Source organism: Microbacterium sp. NPDC055903, from assembly GCF_053615555.1.
In genome coordinates this window covers 1,386,076-1,402,568 of sequence record NZ_JBSHCA010000001.1, presented here as the reverse complement: position 1 = coordinate 1,402,568, position 16,493 = coordinate 1,386,076, and the positions used below count along the sequence as shown (strand labels likewise).

Sequence of the window (16,493 nt, the reverse complement as noted above, 5' to 3'; positions counted from 1 at the left end):
CGAGCGGGGAGGTAGCGGCTCAGCAAGCGGGGAAAGCAACCGCTCAGCGAGCGGGGAGCTCGGGCGTCGAGCGCTTCTCCCATGCGGCGCGCATGAACCGGCGGACGTCCTCGTCGACCTTGATGTCGCTGGGCCTCAGCGGCCTCGAGAGGTACAGCCCGTCCAGTGATGTCAGCCGACTGAGCGCCACATACGTCTGCCCCGGCGCGAAAGCGCCGGATCCGAGGTCGATGAGCGCCCGGTCGTAGGTCTTCCCCTGCGACTTGTGGATGGTCACGGCCCAGGCGAGTCGCAACGGGAACTGCGTGAACTCGGCGACGACGTCGCGCGAGAGGGTCTTCGTCAGCGGGTTGTACGAGTACCGGAACCTCTCCCAGACGGCCGGCTCGACATCGACGTCCTCGCCATCGATCTCGACGCGGACGCTCTCGCCCATGATCCGCTTGACCGTGCCGATCGTGCCGTTGACCCAGCGCGGCGGCTCGCCGGCCATGGCGGTGTCGTTGCGCAGGAACATCACCTGGGCGCCGATCTTGAGCTTCAGCTCGGTCTCGGCGGGGAAGCTGGCCTCGCCTCTGCCGAAGTCTCCGTTGATGTCCGCCTTCGCGGTCTGCTCTCGACCTGCGAGGGCGGCGAGATGGCGGCTGTTGATGCTGTTCACGATGTCGTTGCGGGTCGCGAGCGTGATCATCGGCACCTCGCCGGGCTCCGGCACCGGCTGAGGGCGCGCGCCCTGGTCGTTGAGCACCTCGGCGATGTCCGCGGTGACGCGACCGTAGCGCACCGCGTTCAGCATCGACTTGAACCCGTCGTCCGACTGACGATGGATCTCGACGAGCTCGCGCACGTGCAGCTCGGCACCGTGCCTGCCGAGATCGAGAAGCCCGTCGGTCGCCGCATCCCCTGCCCAGACCTTCGCGTCGAAGAACCAGAAGGAGCGGTAGTGATCCTGCACGTAGCGCGCCTCGTCGCCGCGCGGCGGCACGGGGGCGAGCTGGTAGGGGTCGCCGAACATCACCACCTGGACGCCGCCGAAGGGCTGTCCCCTGCGGCCCCTGGCCTGGCGCAGAGCGCGGTCCATGGCATCCATCAGGTCGGCGTTGACCATCGAGATCTCATCGATCACGAGCGTCTCGATGGCGTTCAGGATGCGCCGGGTCGCGTCGTTCTGGTCGATCTCGCTGTCGGCGATGAGGCCGATGGGGAGCCGGAACAGCGAGTGGATCGTCTGGCCCTCGACGTTCAGCGCCGCGACCCCGGTGGGGGCGCAGATAGCGATCTGCTTCTTCGTGTTCCAGGCGAAGTACTGCAGCAGGGTCGACTTTCCCGTGCCGGCGCGTCCTGTCACGAAGACGTGCTCGTCGGTGTCCTCGATCAGCCGGAACAGGGCCTCCTGCTCGGCGGAGAGGGCGGGAATGGACACGGCTTCCATCGTACGTCGGCACGACAGGTCATCCGGGGCAACGCACGGCTCCGGCTCAGGGCGTCCTCTTAGACTGGCGCCATGGAGCGGTCTGCGAAGACGTCACCCCGGCGAATCCGCCTCGGTGTCGATCTGTCGATCCTCGCTCTCGTCGGCGTGCTCCTCGTCGGCGCGCTCTGGGCGGGCGGCAGCGCGCTGTACCAGCAGTTCTACAGCCCCGCCGCGTTCGTGGAGCGCTATCTCTCACTGCTGTCCACCGGTCAGGCGGCGGATGCCCTGCAGGTGCCAGGCGTCGCGGTCGACCGGGAGGCGCTCTCGGCGGCGGGCATCGACCCCTCGGCATCCGAGGCCCTGCTGCGCAGCACCGCGCTGGCACCCCTCACCGACATCGAGATCGCGGCGCAGGAGACGACGGACGGCGTGACCGCGGTCTCGGTGACATACCGCGCGAACGGCCACGAGGGCGCGAGCACGTTCCAGGTGGTGCAGGAGGGCTGGATCGGCGTCGCGCCACGGTGGCGCTTCAGCGAGAGCCCGCTCGCCGCCGTGCGGCTCACCCTTCACGGAGCGGACGAGTTCCGGGTCAACAGCTTCACGCTGCAACGCGGGCAGGTCTCGGCATCCGGCGGATCCGCCGACCCCTCCGAGGCGCTGCCGATGCTCGTCTTCACGCCCGGGGTCTACTCGGTCACCGTGGAGACCGCCATCTCCTCCTCACCAGGGGTGAGCGTGCTGGCCGATTCGCCGCTCACTGCGACGCCGGTCGATGTGCAGGCCACCGCCACGCCCGAGTTCGTCGGGGTCGTGCAGCAGCGCGTCGAGGAGTTCCTCACCGGGTGCACGACGCAGGAGGTGCTCCAGCCGACAGCGTGCCCGTTCGGATTCGAGGTGCGCAACCGCATCGACGGCGTTCCGACGTGGAGCATCGTCCAGCAGCCGCAGATCGCCGTGGAACCGGACGGCTCCTCCTGGGTCATCCCGACGACGGATGCCGTCGCGCACATCGAGGTCGACATCCGCTCGCTCTTCGACGGCTCGATCGAGCACGTGTCCGAGGACGTCCCGTTCCAGGTGAACGGCGCGATCACGATCCTCGCCGACGGCTCGGCGTCGATCAGGGTCGGATCCCCGGCACAGGCACCGGAGGACTGACCGGGCTCAGCGTCCTGCGCGCTGCTCTGCCTTCCGGTCCCGCTCGGCGATCGCGGCGAGGCGGGCGTTGTACTCCTCCAGCTCGGCGTCGCCGGTGCGATCCGCGTGGCGGTCACGGCGTCGCTGGACCTTGGTGTCGTCCCTGCTCCACTGGATCGCCACGGTAATCGCCAGGATCAAGGTGGGGATCTCGCCGATGGACCACGCGATGCCACCGCCGATGTACTGGTCCTCCAGCGGCGTCGGTCCCCAGGTGCGCCCCATCGCACCGAACCATTCCGACACCATCAGGCCGGTCTGCATCATGATCGCGATGCCGAAGAACGCGTGCATCGCCATGACCGCGATGAGCGTGATGAGGCGGCCGGGGTACGGCAAACGGTAGGGCACGGGGTCCACTCCGACGAGGCTCATCACGAAGAGATACCCCGAGATGAGGAAGTGCGCGACCATCCACTCGTGCCCGAGGTGCTCGTACATCGACCAGCGGAACAGATCGGTGTAGTAGAAGCCCCAGAGGGACCCGACGAAGATCGCCGCCGCGACGAAGGGGTGGGTGACGATGCGGGAGAAGGGCGAGTGCACCGCCCAGAGGATCCACTCCCTTCCGCCACGGGTGCCGTCGGAGCGCTTGTCGATGGCGCGCAGCGCCAGGGTGATGGGCGCGCCGGAGACGAGCAGCAGCGGAATGGCCATGCTCAGCAGCATGTGGCCGAGCATGTGCACGCTGAAGAGGTAGTCCTGGTAGGCGTTGATCGGCCCGCCGGTGACCCAGACGAGCAGCAGCATGCCGAGCATCCAGAACACGGTGCGATGGATCGGCCATCGGTCACCGCGGCGGGCCAGACGGATCGCTCCGACGAGGTAGAAGACGATGCCGAAGCCGGCGGCGACGAGCCAGAGGATGTCGATGTCCCACTCGGTGAACCAGCGGTCGATCGTGAACTCGGGCGGCAGCGGCGAATCGGTGAGGTACTCGGCCGGAGTGCGGACGATCGCGGCAGTATCGCCGGCCGGGGGCTCCGTGCGCGCCAGCGCAGCGGCCGCGCCGGAGGCGAGCCCCATCAGCGAGACCTCGCAGAGCACGAGCATCCAGAACCAGCGCGCAGAGCGCTCCCCCGACAGCTTCGGGATGAGGCGGATGCGGTACCAGGCTCCCAGCGCTCCCATCGCGACCAGCAGGGCCGCCTTGGCGATGAGGATACCGCCGTAGGGCGTCATCAGGGCGCTCCACGATCCCAATGCGACCACGGAGCGCGCGAGGCCCGAGATCGCGACGACGGCGAACGCGGCGAGCGCGATCGAGGAGTAGCGCCGCACGAGAGCGGCCGTGTCGAGCCCGGCCGCTCCCCTCAGCAGCACGAGCGAGAGCAGGCCGCCGAGCCAGACGGCGGCGCCGACGGTGTGCAGGAGGATCGAGTTGACCGCGATGTTGTGGCCGGCGAGGTCACCGGAGTGGCCCTGGGTGGCCAGCGGCAGGAAGGACGCCGCGGCGAGGACGGCGGTCAGCAGCGTCGGCGTCCATGTGCGCCAGGCGAACGCGAGGATCGTGACGACAGCGCCCATCAGCGTCGTGATCAGCCAGGCTTGCCCGAGCGGGATGTTCAGCAGGAAGTTGCCCAGCTGCTCTCCGAAGAGCGGATCGGCGCTCAGGGTCGGGTTGAACACGAGCATGAAGTTGAGGAAGGCGCCGGCGCCGGAGGCGACGGTGAAGATCGCCGCAGCGAGCGAGGAGACGTCGAGGGCGCGATCGAAGGGCTTGGTGCCGGCGGGGAGCGCGAACAGCGCGAGCACGAGCGCGCCCAGCATGACGGACCCTGCGATGCTGCTGAGCATCTTGACGATGGGCATCCCCCATCGGACGACCGGGCCCGAGTCGCTGAGCTGGAGCGGGTCGGCGGCGCCGCCGTAGAGGAGGGCCGCGACGATGGCTGCCCCGGCGGCGACGAGGAGGATCGCGATGCCGGCAGCGCGGTACGCGGTGGTCCTCTGGGCGGTCATCCCTCCAGCCTACGCGCCGGATGCCGGGCGGAAACGCGCGAAGGCCGCCCCCATGCGGGAGCGGCCTTCGACGGAAGGAGCGGTCTTACTTGACGGCAGCCTTGAGCTTGGAACCAGCGGTCACCTTGACGCGCTTGCCGGCCGGGATCTTGATCTCGGCGCCGGTCTGCGGGTTGCGGCCCGTGCGGGCGGCCGTGTCGACCTGCTCGAACGAGATCCAGCCCGGGATCGAGACCTTGCTGCCCTTGGCGACGGCCTCGGAGACGGTGCCGAACAGCGCGTCGAGAACACCGGAGACGGTGGCCTGGCTCTGGCCGGTGGCGGAAGCGATGCTCGCGACGAGCTCGGTCTTGGTGATGGACTTGTCAGCCATGTCATCCTCCAGCGACGAAGATCCCGTCGCATTCGTTGGGAAACGGGGGCTCATGCCTCCGTCGGTCGGTCGACCGCCTCGAATGTATCAATGTTGACCGACATTTCCGCGTCATTTCGCGGGTTTTGGCCGTTTCCTTGGCGTGTCGCGCCACTTTGGCCCCATTCGTCACAGCAGTCGCGGTCGCTCGCGCGTCGTGAAGGGGTCGCTCGCGCGTCGTGAAAGGGTCGCTCGCACGTCTCGACGGGGTCGCTCGCACGTCTCGAAGGGAGGAGAAGACAGGATTCGGAGGAGCGGATGCGGGCGTTCTCTCCTCCCTTTCCGGCGTTCTCCTCCGGTTCGGGCGGGATGCTCAGCGCGGACGGTGCGCGTCGATGAGGGTGCGCGCGCTGCGCGCGAAGGAGGGCGTCAACCCGTCGAGGTATCCGCCGACAAGGGCGGCGTCGCGGAGCAGGACGAGAGATGCCGCAGCATCCGCCGCATCCGTGAGCCCTGCCGCTTCAGCGAGGCCCTCCAGCGTCGATCGGAACCACTCTCGATGCGCCGCGATGAGGGCGCGGACGGGGCCGTCCGCATCGGGGTACTCGGCGGCGGCGTTGATGAACGGGCAGCCGCGGGTGTGGCGGTGCTCTACGTCGGCGGCGATGCCGTCGATGACTGCGGCGAGGAGCGCATCGGGGTCATCGGTCTGCGCTCCCACGGCAGCGAACAGGCTCCGCAACGCCTCATCCTCACCCTGCAGATAGGCCAGGACGAGGTTCTCCTTGCCCGCGAACTGCTTGTAGAGGGTGGCACGCGTGACGCCCGCCTCCTCGATCACCCGGTCGACTCCGACGGCGTGGATGCCCTGCTCGTAGAAGAGCCGGGTTGCGGCATCAAGCAGGCGCGTGCGCGCTGCGCTGGGTCTGCTGGTGGTGTGCGGGGTGGTCATAGGGATCCTTCCTGGAACATCGTGGCACGTTCCGGAGAAATCTTTTCTGAGAAAGAGGTTGCGGTAGATAGAACGTTCGGTCTACTATCAGCTTATCGCAGCCCCGACACGAGGGCTCGGACAAGGAGAAGAAGCAATGAGCACTCAGACCCCCATCGTTCTCATCCACGGCCTCTGGATGACCCCGAAGAGCTGGAACACCTGGGCGGAGCGTTACCGCGCCCGCGGCCACGAGGTGATCGTCCCGGGCTGGCCCGGGATCGACGACCGCAGCGTCGAGGACATCCGTCGCGATCCGTCCGCGCTCAAGGGGATCGGCCTGAAGCAGATCGTCGACCACTACGAGCGCATCATCCGCGCGCTGCCCGAGAAGCCGATCATCATGGGGCACTCGTTCGGCGGCGTGATCACGCAGATGCTCGCCGACCGGGGCGTCGGAGCGGCGTACGTCGCCGTCGCCCCTGGGCAGACCGCAGGCATCACCACGCTTCCGCTGTCGACGCTGTGGACCGGAACACCGATCCTCTCGAACCCGTTCGGCCGCAACGGCGCCAAGCCGCTCTCGAAGCGGCACTTCCACTTCACCTTCGGCAACGACCTGTCGCGCGAGGCATCCGATCGCCTGTGGGAGGAGTACGCCGTGAACTCCTACAATCGGGTCTTCTTCGAGGGCGTGGCCTCCGCGTTCAACGAGGCGGGCGGAGTCACGCACGTCGACTACGGCCGCAGCGACAGGGCGCCCCTGTTCGTGCTCACCGGCGAGATCGACCACGTCGTTCCGCCGGCCATCGGCCGCGCGATCGTGAAGAAGTACCGCACCACCGGAAGCCCAGCGGTCGTGGAGTACAAGGAGTACCCGGGCCGCACGCACCGGCTGGTCAGCCAGGACGGCTGGGAGGAGATCGCCGACGAGGCGCTCGCGTGGGCGGAGGAGCACGCCACGGCGCCCGTCGCGTGGTGAGCGGATGCTGCGCGGAGACGCGCAACCGCCCGGATGGGAGGAGATCGCACGGACAGGAGGAGCCGCACACGGCATCCACTCCTCCGCAACCGACGTTCACCTCCGCAAACGGCGGCGACAGCGCGGGAGCTCCTCGCGAGCGGCCCGCGGGCACGAAAAAGGGCGGGGTTCCGAAGAACCCCGCCCTTTTTCGAATGCGATGCTTACCAGCTGGACTTGGTCACGCCGGGCAGCTCGCCACGGTGCGCCATGTCACGGAAGCGGACACGCGAGATGCCGAACTTCGTCAGCACGCCACGGGGGCGGCCGTCGATGGCGTCACGCGAACGGACGCGAGCCGGCGACGCGTTGCGCGGCAGCTTCTGCAGGCCGACGCGAGCGGCCTCACGGGCCTCGTCGGTCGCGTTCGGGTCGACGAGCGTCTTCTTCAGCTCGGCGCGACGCTCGGCGTAGCGCTCGACGATGACCTTGCGCTGCTCGTTGCGCGCGATCTTGCTCTTCTTAGCCATGGATCAACGCTCCTCTCGGAATTCGACGTGCTTGCGGACCACCGGGTCGTACTTCTTCAGCACGAGACGGTCGGGGGTGTTGCGACGGTTCTTCTTGGTCACGTAGGTGTACCCCGTGCCCGCCGTCGAACGCAGCTTGATGATCGGACGGATGTCCTGAGCCTTCTTGGCCATTAGAGCTTCACACCCTTCGCCTTGAGATCCGCGACGACCTTCTCGATGCCACGGGCGTCGATCACCTTGATGCCCTTGGCGGACACGTTGAGCGTGATCTTACGACCGAGCGAGGGGACGTAGTAGGTCTTCTTCTGCACGTTCGGGTCGAAGCGACGCTTCGTCCGGCGGTGCGAGTGCGAGACGTTGTGACCGAAGCCGGGAACAGCTCCAGTCACCTGGCACACTGCTGCCATGATGAGTACTCCTTCTGTACCGTGAGGCCGGACGGCCCCACCCAAGATCCCTTGTCTGCGCGCCGTCCTTCGACAAGCTCAGAGAGCCTGAGTCAGGAACAGCACACGAACTGCGCACAGGAGTGTGCACAGACAATCGCCTAGTCTAGCACGCGATGCGGGCACGGATCAGCGCTGCAGGGATGCCTCGAAATCCCTCGCCGCCTCTCGTACAGCCTCGGCGATGTCCGTGCGATGCTCCTCACTCAGACGGAAGGCGGGCGCAGCGACCGTGATCGCCCCGACCAGGGTGCCGCGCACATGTACGGCCGCCGCGGCGGCCCAGACCCCCTGATCGACCTCGCCGGAGCTCTCGGCGTAACCGGCGGTGCGCACCTCGTCGAGCTCGTCCTCCAGGCGGCGGCGCGCCGCCGATGTCAACTCCGTGCGGGCGAGGTACTGCGCCCGCCTCGGATAGTCCGCGAGCAGGATCTTCGCCGCCGCTCCACCATGCAGGGGCATCAGGTGACCGAGGGAGAACGAGATGCTGATCGGCTGGTCCGATTCGGAGATCGCCAGACACACGGCCGACTCGTTGACACGACGCAGGTAGAGCGCGGTCTCGTTGGTCTCGCGCGAGAGCCGATCGAGAAACCGCTGTGCCTCGGCGCCGTAGTCCAGCGTCTGCTCGGCGGCCCTGGCCAGCCGGATCACCTGCGGCGACAGCACGAAGACACCCTTCGAGCGCTCTTCGACGAGGTCGAGCTCGCGCAGCAACGAGATGTATCGGTACGCGCTCGGCACGGACAGTCCGTGATCATCGACGACCTGGTCGAGGGTGAGTTCGGGTCGCCCTTCGGAGAACTGCAACAGGATCTGCAGCGCCCTGCGCGCGCTGTCCACACCCTTGGTCCTTCCGACCGGCCTGGCCTCTTCATCCACGTCCATCCCACCCCGTCTCGCAGTGAAGCACGTTCACGTTACGCCATGGGCGTTCGCGGACGCACACCGTCCTGTCACATCAGTTCTCGTAGGTGCCGACGATGCGCGCCTGCTCCAGAATGGCATCGGCGTACTCCGCGAGGAACCGCTCCCGTGGCGGCGTCCCGTCGACCGCCCGACCGAGCGCGTACACCCAGAAGTAGTAGTGGTGCACCCCATGGCCGGCGGGCGGCTGCGGACCGAAGTAGCCCTCTCCGAAGCTGCGCGGTCCCTGCCTGCCCGTCTCACCGTCGATGAGCTCGGCCGCTGGGTCGATCCCGTACACCGTCCAGTGCGTGAAGCCCTGAGGAAGCGGCGCGTCAGGGTCATGGGCGATCACCGCGAGTTCGACGGTGCCGTCCGGCACGCCGGAGACGACCAGCTCCGGGGCGGCATTGCCGCCGTCTGCGGTGTGGATGTCGGGGATGCGCTCGAGGTTCTCGAACGCAGAGGTGCGGATCGCGAGGTCGGCGAACAGCGGCATGGGGTTTCTCCTCAGTGTGCGGGGGTGGTTCGGTTGATCGACGCCAGAGCGGCTCGGATCTCGTCTGCGACGAGCTCCGGCTTCTCCTCCGGCACGTAGTGATCGGCGTCGGGTACGGTCAGCCAGGCGTCCTCAGGCCTGGCTGCGCGCGCCTCGGCCCAGGCGTCCTCGCCGACGATCGCGCTCGCACTGCCGCGGATGTGGCGTGCCGGCGCGGTGAATGTGCGGAACGCGTCATCCCAGGGCGTGCGGAACCCGTCGATGAGCTGCATCATCGCACCGGGCTCGGCGAGCGGACGCAGGGATCCGTCGCCTGCATCGTGGTACCCCCAGGCCGCGCGGCGAGCGATGGCATCCGACGGGAGCAGAGGGTAGCGGTCCTGCAGGTACTCCCTGACCGCCGCCTCGTCGGCGAAGGCGCGGTCGCCGGCCGCGACGCGATCGCGCAGCACGTCGAGCACGTGCGCATCGACCCAGGGCGTGTAGTCGACGCAGACGACCCCCGCGACCCGACCCGGATGCCGGGCGGCGGCCACCCAGGCGTTGCGCGCGCCGAGGGAGTGACCGGCGATCACCGCGCGCTCGAGGCCCAGGGCGTCGAGCACGGCGACGACGTCGTCGGCGAAGGCATCCGCCGTGTATCCGGCCTGCGGCTTCCCACTGCGGCCATGACCTCGCTGGTCGACGGCAATCGTGGTCGCCTCCGTCTCGAGCGCCTTCGCGATCGGTTCCCACACGGCATGGCTCGCGCTCGTTCCGTGCAGCAGTACGACCGCGGGGCCGCTGCCGCGGACGCGGAAGACGAGGTCGACCCTCGCCCCCCGTGTCCGCAGCAGCCCGCCCTCGATCGGCGTCGCGGTGATCTGCGACACGTTCAGACCACCGGGATGGCCGACAGCGTCTTGCGGGTCTCGATCAGGCCGGTGATGATCTCCGAGCGCTTGGCGGCGACGGCCGCCTCGTCCTCGTAGTCGTACATGCCCGCGCCGGTCTTGAACCCGAGCCTGCCCTCGGCGATGCGATCGAGGATCGACTGCGGCGTCGACGTCGAGGCATCGAGATCCGCGTTGAGGTAGCTCGACACGGCCTGGTAGATGTCGAGCCCCGCCATGTCGAGGAGGCGCGTCGGGCCGATGACGGCCAGCTTGTACCCGATCCCCCACTTCACGCAGGTGTCCAGGTCGGCCGGCGAGACGATGCCCTCCTCCAGCAGTGCGACGCACTCGCGGAGCACGGCGTAGAGGACGCGGTTCTCGACGAAGCCGGCCTTCTCCTTCTCCAGGACGGGCAGATAGTCGAAGGCCCTCACCATCTCGATGAGCCGATCCGTGATGCCCTGCTCGGTCGCTGCGCCGGGGATCACCTCGATCATCGGGATCAGGTGCGGCGGGTTGGACCAGTGCATGCCGATGAAGCGCTCGGGCACCCGCAGTTTCTCGGCGATCGTGCTGACCGGGATGCCCGAGGTGTTGGTGGCGATGATCACGTCGTCCGCGATGATCTCCTCCACCCTGGCGAGGACGTCTGCCTTGATGTCCAGGCGCTCGGGCACGGCCTCGATGACGAGCTCCGTGCCGGCGAGGGCCTCGGCGAGGTCCGTGGCAAACGCGACAGATCCGCCGGGGGTCGGCTCGCCGTTGATGCTGACGAGCACCTTCGCGCACATCTCGGCGCCGGCGCGGGCCCGGTTCAGCGCATCCTCACTGATGTCGAACACGCGCACGGTGACGCCCTTGTGCGCGAGGGTGGCGGCGATCCCCGGACCCATGGTCCCGGAGCCGACGACGGTGGCGATGGTGGGAAGGCTCATGCTGTTCTCCTCTTCGTGCAGATGTCAGTGCTGGATGTCGGTGGTCATGCCGATGCCGAAGTGCTGCTCGTAGCGCTCCAGGCGGCGGTTGAAGAACATCCAGAAGTTGCCCTGGGCCTTCGTCGGGTAGATCCGGTCGAACTTCTCGATGATCTCCTCGGGGTCCGGCGTGATCGGCTGCAGGCCGGCGGAGCGCATGTCGACCTGGAACCGCGATGCCTTCTCGAGGAAGATCCCGGTGAGCGTGACCTCCTCGACCGTGGCGCCGACGAAGGCGACCCCGTGGTTGGCGAGGAAGATCGCCTGTGCGTCACCGAGCGCCTCGGCGACCTCGACACCGCGGTGCACCTCGGTGATGATGTGCGCCGTCTTGTCGTAGCGGGGGACGTCGTGCTTGGCGAACCAGACGCCGTGGTTGTTGTACGGCATGAGCTTCTCGCCCTCGGCCGCACCGAGCACGGTGGCGTAGTGGGCGTGCGAGTGGCCGACGAAGTTCACATCGGGTCTCGCCCGCATGATCTCGGCGTGCAACGGCCATTCGATGTGCCGGAGCCCGGTGCCCTGCAGCACGTTGCCGTCGAAGTCGATGAGGATGAAATCGTCCTCCTCGACCTCGCTGAGGGCGAGATTGCCGCGCTTGAGCCACAGACCGCGCCCCCACGGATCACGGTAGGAGAGGTGGCCCATCGACATGTCGCCGTGGCCCTCCAGCTCGAGGATGCGGTGCGCGCGGGCGACGTCGGAGAGCACAGCGGCGATGGATTCGTCCGCGTGGTAGCGGCTGGTGTCGAAGCTCACGTTCTATCTCCCGTTCTCGGCGATCTGGGCGGCGACCTCGGCGGCTGTCATGCCGCCGACCCTGGCGTGCAGACGCCCGCCGGTGGCGACGGCGGCGATGATGACGAGCTCGTCGGGGCGGGGGCCGTCCGGCAGCGCGATCGTGATCGCGTCGTAGTGCGAGCGCACATAGACCTCGTCCTTGTAGGCGAGGGGGATGTCGATGGGCGTCCCCGCGGACGCAACTTTCGTGGCGGAGCTGATCCACGCACGACCGCCCCCGATCGCGTCGCGGAAGGCGTTGCCGAACGTCGTGGTCACGCAGGCGACCACGTGCTCCTGCTCGCCTGCGATGCCGGCGATGCCGCCTTTGCCGTAGCTCTCCGCTGCCCGTCCGCCCAGAAGCGCCAGGGCGCGCTCGCCCAGCGCCGTGCCGAGGCTCGCGCTCGGGTCGGTCAGGGGCGAGAGGTCCTCGGCCCAGACGCCGGCGAACGGGTTCTTGGTGACGACCGCGCTGGCGGCCTTCACCAGAGTCCGGTCGGCGGGTCGCCCGCCGTCCAGGACGGTCTCCTGCACGAAATCGTGCCAGGCGCGGATCTCGTAGTAGGGGTCGACGGTCATGCGTACTGCTCCTCGTGTCGTCGCGGATCGGTCGGGTCGTACAGGGCCATCTCGACGGAGTCGTCGACGAACTGGCCTCCTTCGCGCATGGATCGCGTGTCCGCGTACCACTGCGAGCGCGTCTGGGTGCGGTCGGTGTAGGGGCGCTCGACGCGCTCCCACTCTTCGAGGGCGTCAGGGATGTCGTCTGCCGCGGCGGCCGTGACCGCTTCGGCGAGCGTGTAGGCGTTGGTCATCGCGCAGCCTGCGCCCTGGGCGAGTGCCGGGCACATCGCGTGGGCGGCGTCTCCGATCAATGCCACCCTCCCCTTGGTCCACTGGTCCAGACGCGTGGTCTGGTAGCCGTAGTACTTGCCTGCGATCTCCGCCGCGTCGGCGAGAACCGGCGCGAGCTGCGGGAACGTCGAGGTCCACAGCTCGAGGTCGATGGGCACGCGCGAGCCCCGCGGATCGGCGGCTGCCGCCATGAGAGCGATGTACAGCTCGTCCTCGTTGCACGGCGTGTAGAGCACACGCAGCCCGATCTCGTCGTCGTTCCAGAAGTCGATCACGTTGTCCCACTCGGTCTCCGGCTCCAGCGCCGCCAGTTCGGCCTTCCGCCGGGGCACGAGGAAGCGGGTGATGCCGTCTCTGGCCCGCTCACGGGCGAAGCCGATGCCGAGGCCGTCTCGTACCGCCGAGCCGACGCCGTCCGCGCCGATCACCAGATCCGCCGTCGTCCGCGAGCCGTCGCCGAGAGTGATCTCACCGTCGGGGGTGGCCCCGGTGACGGTGGATCCAGGGATCACCTCGACGCCGGCCTCGCGGGCGGCGGTGAGCAGCACCTGGAAGAGGTGCGGCCTGGTCTGCGTGCTCCAGCGGATGCCTTCCAGCGCCTCCTGGGAGACGATCCGGTTGTTCATGCGGGTCTCGTAGAACGGCGGGACCATGGCGTTGGCGCGCAGGTCCGGGGTGACCCCCAGTCGATCGAGCACCTTGAGGCTGTTGCCCCACAGCACGATCCCCGCGCCTTCCGCCCGCAGCTGTTCGCCGCGCTCGTGGACGCGGACGCGCCAGCCGCGCTGGGCGAGGGCCGTCGCCGCGGTGAGCCCGGCGAAGCCGGCGCCCGCGATCTCCGCGGTGCGTGCAACCGAATCGGTCATACTTCTGTCTCCTTGCAGTGTTGTCGCGTGCAGCGCGGACGGCTCAGTCGTTGGCCGCGCTGATGAACGTGGAGTCGCGGACGTCGTCGACCGAGGGCGCATCCTCGATGACGCCCTGTTCCACGAGCAGGTCGATCGTGGTCTGCCACTGCTCGTCGCTCATCGCGCCGAGGCCCTCCGCGTCGGTCAGGTCGCTCTCGAACGTCATCTCGATGTCGGTGCGCAGCTGCGTCGCGTAGAGGTCCTCGTTGCCGGCGAGCTGCGGCGAGGAGGCCGCGAGGATCTTCGCCGCCTCGTCCGGGTTCTCGATCGTGTACTCGAACGCCTTGACGTAGGCGCGCAGGAACCGCTCGACGACGTCGGGGTTCTCCGAAAGGAACTCGTCGCTCGCGAAGACACCCGTGCCGAGCGCCTCATAGCCCCAGTCGATGCCCCGCAGGACGCTGATCTTGTCCTCGCCGCCGGCGTGCTCGGCGAGGAGCGGGAACTCCGCGTCGAGATAGCAGGGCACGGTGTCGACCTGGTCGGTGAGCAGGTAGTTCTCGTACGGGGGCTTCACGGTCAGCTCCGTGAGCTCGCCCTTGTCGATGCCGTTCAAGGAGAGCAGGGCCTGGTAGAACACATAGGTCGATCCGGATGCCTGGACGCCGACGCTGAGACCGCGCAGGTCATCGACGTCGTCGAGCTCCACGTTCTCCTTCTTGGTGCACATCGCCAGCGGCGACACCTGGTTCATCGCGGCGATGGCCTTCACCTCGACGCCCTGCGAGCGGGCGAGGGCCAAGGTGGGCAGGTCCGCGACACCGATGTCGCCGGAGCCTGAGCCGACGAGGCGCAGCGTCTCGCCTGAGCTCTGCCCGACGAGGATGTCGTCGATGACGATGCCCTCGTCCTCGAAGTAGCCCAGCTCGTCGGCGACGTAGAACATCGCGTGGTTGCCGCGCGGCTGGAAGTCCAGCTGCACGGTGATGTGATCCGCCTCGGTGCTCTCCTGCGCCGTGGGTGCCTCCGCCTGGCCGCAGCCCGTGAGGACGAGCGCGGCTGCCGCCGAGGCGGCGCCGAGGGCGGCGATTCTGACGCGATTCATGATTCTCCTTCGGGTGGTGCGTTGGTGGATGTGCGGTGACGCCGGCCGGTCAGTGCTCGGTGTCGGTCGCGATGTGCGGGAAGATCCGCGCGACGAGGAGTTCGACGAGGTCGATGGCGTAGTAGCAGATGAGCCCGAGCACGCTCACCACGACGAGCGCGGCGAACATCATGGGGGTGTCCAGCTGGGTGGACGCGAATTGGATGAGGTATCCGAGACCGTTCTGGGATCCGGCGAACTCTGCGACCACGGCGCCGATCACGGCGAGCGTGATGGCGATCCGGATGCCGGCGAAGAGGTTGGGCAGGGACATCGGCAGCTGCACCTGGAACAGGATCTGGTTGCGCGAGGATCCGACCGAGCGCATGAGCAGCAGATGGTCCTCCTCGATCCGCTTGAGGCCGAGGACCATGTTGATCGTGATGGGGAAGAACGCCATGACCACGATCAGCACGAGCTTGGGTGCCATCGAATATCCGAACCAGAGGATGAAGATCGGCGCGAGTGCGACCTTCGGCACGACCTGGAACAGCACGATCAACGGGTAGACGGCCCGCTCGACCCATGCGAAACGCACGATCAGCAGGGCGAGGGCGATGCCGACGACGACGCTGATGAGGAATCCGAGCACGACCTCCACGGCCGTGATCCACGTTGCTGGACCGAGCACTCCCCATCCGGCGAACAGCTCGACGGCGATCTCCGATGGTTTGGCGATGACGAAGCTCGACACCCCGAAGACGACGACGGCCGCCTCCCAGAGCACGAGCACCGCCACGAACAGCACGGCGGCCGGCCAGACGCGGCGCACCGCGCCACCGAGGACCTGAGCCGCGCTGCGGCCGGCGGCGGGCAGGGATGCCGTGGTCACTGTCGCGGTCATCAGGCCACTTCCTTGATCTCGGTCGGATGCAGCTGTTCACGCAGGCGCGCGGTGTGCTCGGCGAAGCGCGGCAGCGAGAAGACCTCGTCCGTGCGCGGGCGGGGCAGGTCGATCTCGATGGTGTCCACGACCCGGCCGGGGTTCGCGGCCATCATGTGAACCGTCGAGCTGAGGAACACGGCTTCGGAGATGGAGTGCGTGACGAAGAGGATCGTCTTCCCGGTCGCCGCCCAGATGTCGGCGAGGGTCGTGTTCATGGTGTCCCTGGTGATGGCGTCGAGCGCTCCGAACGGCTCGTCCATGAGCAGGATCGTGGGATCCATCGCGAGGGCCCTGGCGATGGAGACGCGCTGCGCCATACCGCCGGACAGCTCGTGTGGGAGGCGATCCGCGGCGTGGGTGAGTCCGACGAGTTCGAGCGCCTCGTCGGCGGCGCGATAGGCCTCCTTCTTGTCGCCCTTGGCGAGGTGGCGCAGGTGCGCGGCGTTCTCGCGCGCCGTCTTCCAGGGCAGCAGCGCCGCGCGCTGGAGGACGAGGCCGATCTCCTTGTCGCGCACGGCGTCTTCGGCGCTCTTGCGGCCGATGAGCACCTCGCCCGCCGTCGGGCGGAGGATGCCGCCGAGGATCTTCAGCAGCGTGCTCTTGCCGCATCCCGAGGGGCCGAGCAGGGTGACGAAGCTCCCCGGTTCGATCTCGATGTCCAGGCTCTGCAGCACGGTGTTGGATCGACCGCGGCGCGTGAATGTCATCTCGATGCCGCGGGCGGTGATCCCCGAAGAACTCACGTCGTCTCCCTCGTTTTTCTCACAATGTGAACTGGCTTTATCGCATTGAGAAGAGTCTCGGGGGTGTCATCACATATTGCAAGAGTTTTCTTGCGATGTAACAATCGCTTTACGCGATCGAAACGCCGGCGTCGAGACCGCGGCTCGAACGCGCCCTCCGGGCGCGCGTTCATGCTCCGTGAAC

The 16,493-nt window shown here is 67.9% G+C and carries 19 protein-coding genes; 2 read left to right on the top strand and 17 right to left on the bottom strand.

The window, feature by feature from the left end; translation table 11 throughout:
- Positions 1 to 43: 43 nt before the first annotated feature.
- Positions 44 to 1,432: an ATP-dependent DNA helicase gene (locus tag ACWGJP_RS06475; RefSeq protein ID WP_452328927.1), complete on the bottom strand. Its 1,389-nt coding sequence runs from the start codon at positions 1,430 to 1,432 to the stop codon at positions 44 to 46.
- Between the two features lie 72 nt (positions 1,433 to 1,504).
- Between ACWGJP_RS06475 and ACWGJP_RS06470 the strand changes: the two genes are divergently transcribed.
- Positions 1,505 to 2,575 (top strand): hypothetical protein, encoded by a 1,071-nt coding sequence (locus tag ACWGJP_RS06470; protein WP_452328926.1) that lies wholly within the window; start codon positions 1,505 to 1,507, stop codon positions 2,573 to 2,575.
- A gap of 6 nt (positions 2,576 to 2,581) precedes the next feature.
- Here ACWGJP_RS06470 and ACWGJP_RS06465 read toward each other — a convergent pair whose 3' ends face one another.
- The 3 genes from ACWGJP_RS06465 to ACWGJP_RS06455 form a co-directional block, all read right to left on the bottom strand.
- Entirely contained in the window at positions 2,582 to 4,576 is a 1,995-nt protein-coding gene (locus tag ACWGJP_RS06465; RefSeq protein ID WP_452328925.1) for a cytochrome c oxidase assembly protein, read from the bottom strand.
- Positions 4,577 to 4,661: 85 nt separating this feature from the next.
- Positions 4,662 to 4,949, bottom strand: a complete 288-nt coding sequence (locus ACWGJP_RS06460; protein ID WP_452328924.1) for an HU family DNA-binding protein — start codon at positions 4,947 to 4,949, stop codon at positions 4,662 to 4,664.
- A 352-nt stretch (positions 4,950 to 5,301) separates the two neighbouring features.
- Positions 5,302 to 5,880: a TetR/AcrR family transcriptional regulator gene (locus ACWGJP_RS06455; protein ID WP_452328923.1), complete on the bottom strand. Its 579-nt coding sequence runs from the start codon at positions 5,878 to 5,880 to the stop codon at positions 5,302 to 5,304.
- A gap of 136 nt (positions 5,881 to 6,016) precedes the next feature.
- Between ACWGJP_RS06455 and ACWGJP_RS06450 the strand changes: the two genes are divergently transcribed.
- Positions 6,017 to 6,841, top strand: coding sequence for an alpha/beta hydrolase (locus ACWGJP_RS06450; protein WP_452328922.1), 825 nt, complete (start codon positions 6,017 to 6,019; stop codon positions 6,839 to 6,841).
- 203 nt (positions 6,842 to 7,044) lie between these two features.
- Here ACWGJP_RS06450 and rpsN read toward each other — a convergent pair whose 3' ends face one another.
- The 13 genes from rpsN to ACWGJP_RS06385 form a co-directional block, all read right to left on the bottom strand.
- Positions 7,045 to 7,350, bottom strand: a complete 306-nt coding sequence (gene rpsN / locus ACWGJP_RS06445) for a 30S ribosomal protein S14 (protein ID WP_264156413.1) — start codon at positions 7,348 to 7,350, stop codon at positions 7,045 to 7,047.
- A 3-nt stretch (positions 7,351 to 7,353) separates the two neighbouring features.
- Positions 7,354 to 7,524, bottom strand: a complete 171-nt coding sequence (rpmG, locus tag ACWGJP_RS06440; protein WP_045250846.1) for a 50S ribosomal protein L33 — start codon at positions 7,522 to 7,524, stop codon at positions 7,354 to 7,356.
- A complete protein-coding gene (rpmB, locus tag ACWGJP_RS06435) occupies positions 7,524 to 7,760 on the bottom strand; it encodes a 50S ribosomal protein L28 (RefSeq protein WP_120226966.1) in 237 nt (78 codons plus the stop codon). Before rpmB ends, rpmG begins: the two co-directional genes overlap by 1 nt.
- Positions 7,761 to 7,928: 168 nt before the next feature.
- On the bottom strand, positions 7,929 to 8,687 hold the full coding sequence (locus tag ACWGJP_RS06430; RefSeq protein WP_452328921.1) for an IclR family transcriptional regulator: 759 nt from the start codon (positions 8,685 to 8,687) through the stop codon (positions 7,929 to 7,931).
- A 73-nt stretch (positions 8,688 to 8,760) separates the two neighbouring features.
- Positions 8,761 to 9,204: a YbhB/YbcL family Raf kinase inhibitor-like protein gene (locus ACWGJP_RS06425; RefSeq protein WP_452328920.1), complete on the bottom strand. Its 444-nt coding sequence runs from the start codon at positions 9,202 to 9,204 to the stop codon at positions 8,761 to 8,763.
- 11 nt (positions 9,205 to 9,215) lie between these two features.
- The gene (locus tag ACWGJP_RS06420) at positions 9,216 to 10,076 is read right to left on the bottom strand and encodes an alpha/beta fold hydrolase (protein WP_452328919.1); all 861 of its coding nucleotides are present in this window, start codon (positions 10,074 to 10,076) and stop codon (positions 9,216 to 9,218) included.
- Positions 10,077 to 10,078: 2 nt separating this feature from the next.
- On the bottom strand, positions 10,079 to 11,014 hold the full coding sequence (locus tag ACWGJP_RS06415) for a 3-hydroxyacyl-CoA dehydrogenase NAD-binding domain-containing protein (RefSeq protein ID WP_452328918.1): 936 nt from the start codon (positions 11,012 to 11,014) through the stop codon (positions 10,079 to 10,081).
- Between the two features lie 24 nt (positions 11,015 to 11,038).
- On the bottom strand, positions 11,039 to 11,812 hold the full coding sequence (locus ACWGJP_RS06410; protein WP_452328917.1) for a class II aldolase/adducin family protein: 774 nt from the start codon (positions 11,810 to 11,812) through the stop codon (positions 11,039 to 11,041).
- A 3-nt stretch (positions 11,813 to 11,815) separates the two neighbouring features.
- Complete coding sequence (locus tag ACWGJP_RS06405; protein ID WP_452328916.1) at positions 11,816 to 12,412, bottom strand: amino acid synthesis family protein; 597 nt, start codon at positions 12,410 to 12,412, stop codon at positions 11,816 to 11,818.
- A complete protein-coding gene (locus ACWGJP_RS06400; protein WP_452328915.1) occupies positions 12,409 to 13,554 on the bottom strand; it encodes an FAD-dependent oxidoreductase in 1,146 nt (381 codons plus the stop codon). The genes ACWGJP_RS06405 and ACWGJP_RS06400 overlap by 4 nt, the downstream gene beginning before the upstream one ends.
- Positions 13,555 to 13,597: 43 nt before the next feature.
- The gene (locus ACWGJP_RS06395) at positions 13,598 to 14,641 is read right to left on the bottom strand and encodes an ABC transporter substrate-binding protein (RefSeq protein ID WP_452328914.1); all 1,044 of its coding nucleotides are present in this window, start codon (positions 14,639 to 14,641) and stop codon (positions 13,598 to 13,600) included.
- A 49-nt stretch (positions 14,642 to 14,690) separates the two neighbouring features.
- Complete coding sequence (locus ACWGJP_RS06390) at positions 14,691 to 15,524, bottom strand: ABC transporter permease (protein WP_452328913.1); 834 nt, start codon at positions 15,522 to 15,524, stop codon at positions 14,691 to 14,693.
- Positions 15,524 to 16,309, bottom strand: coding sequence for an ABC transporter ATP-binding protein (locus ACWGJP_RS06385; RefSeq protein WP_452328912.1), 786 nt, complete (start codon positions 16,307 to 16,309; stop codon positions 15,524 to 15,526). The genes ACWGJP_RS06390 and ACWGJP_RS06385 overlap by 1 nt, the downstream gene beginning before the upstream one ends.
- Positions 16,310 to 16,493 lie beyond the last annotated feature (184 nt).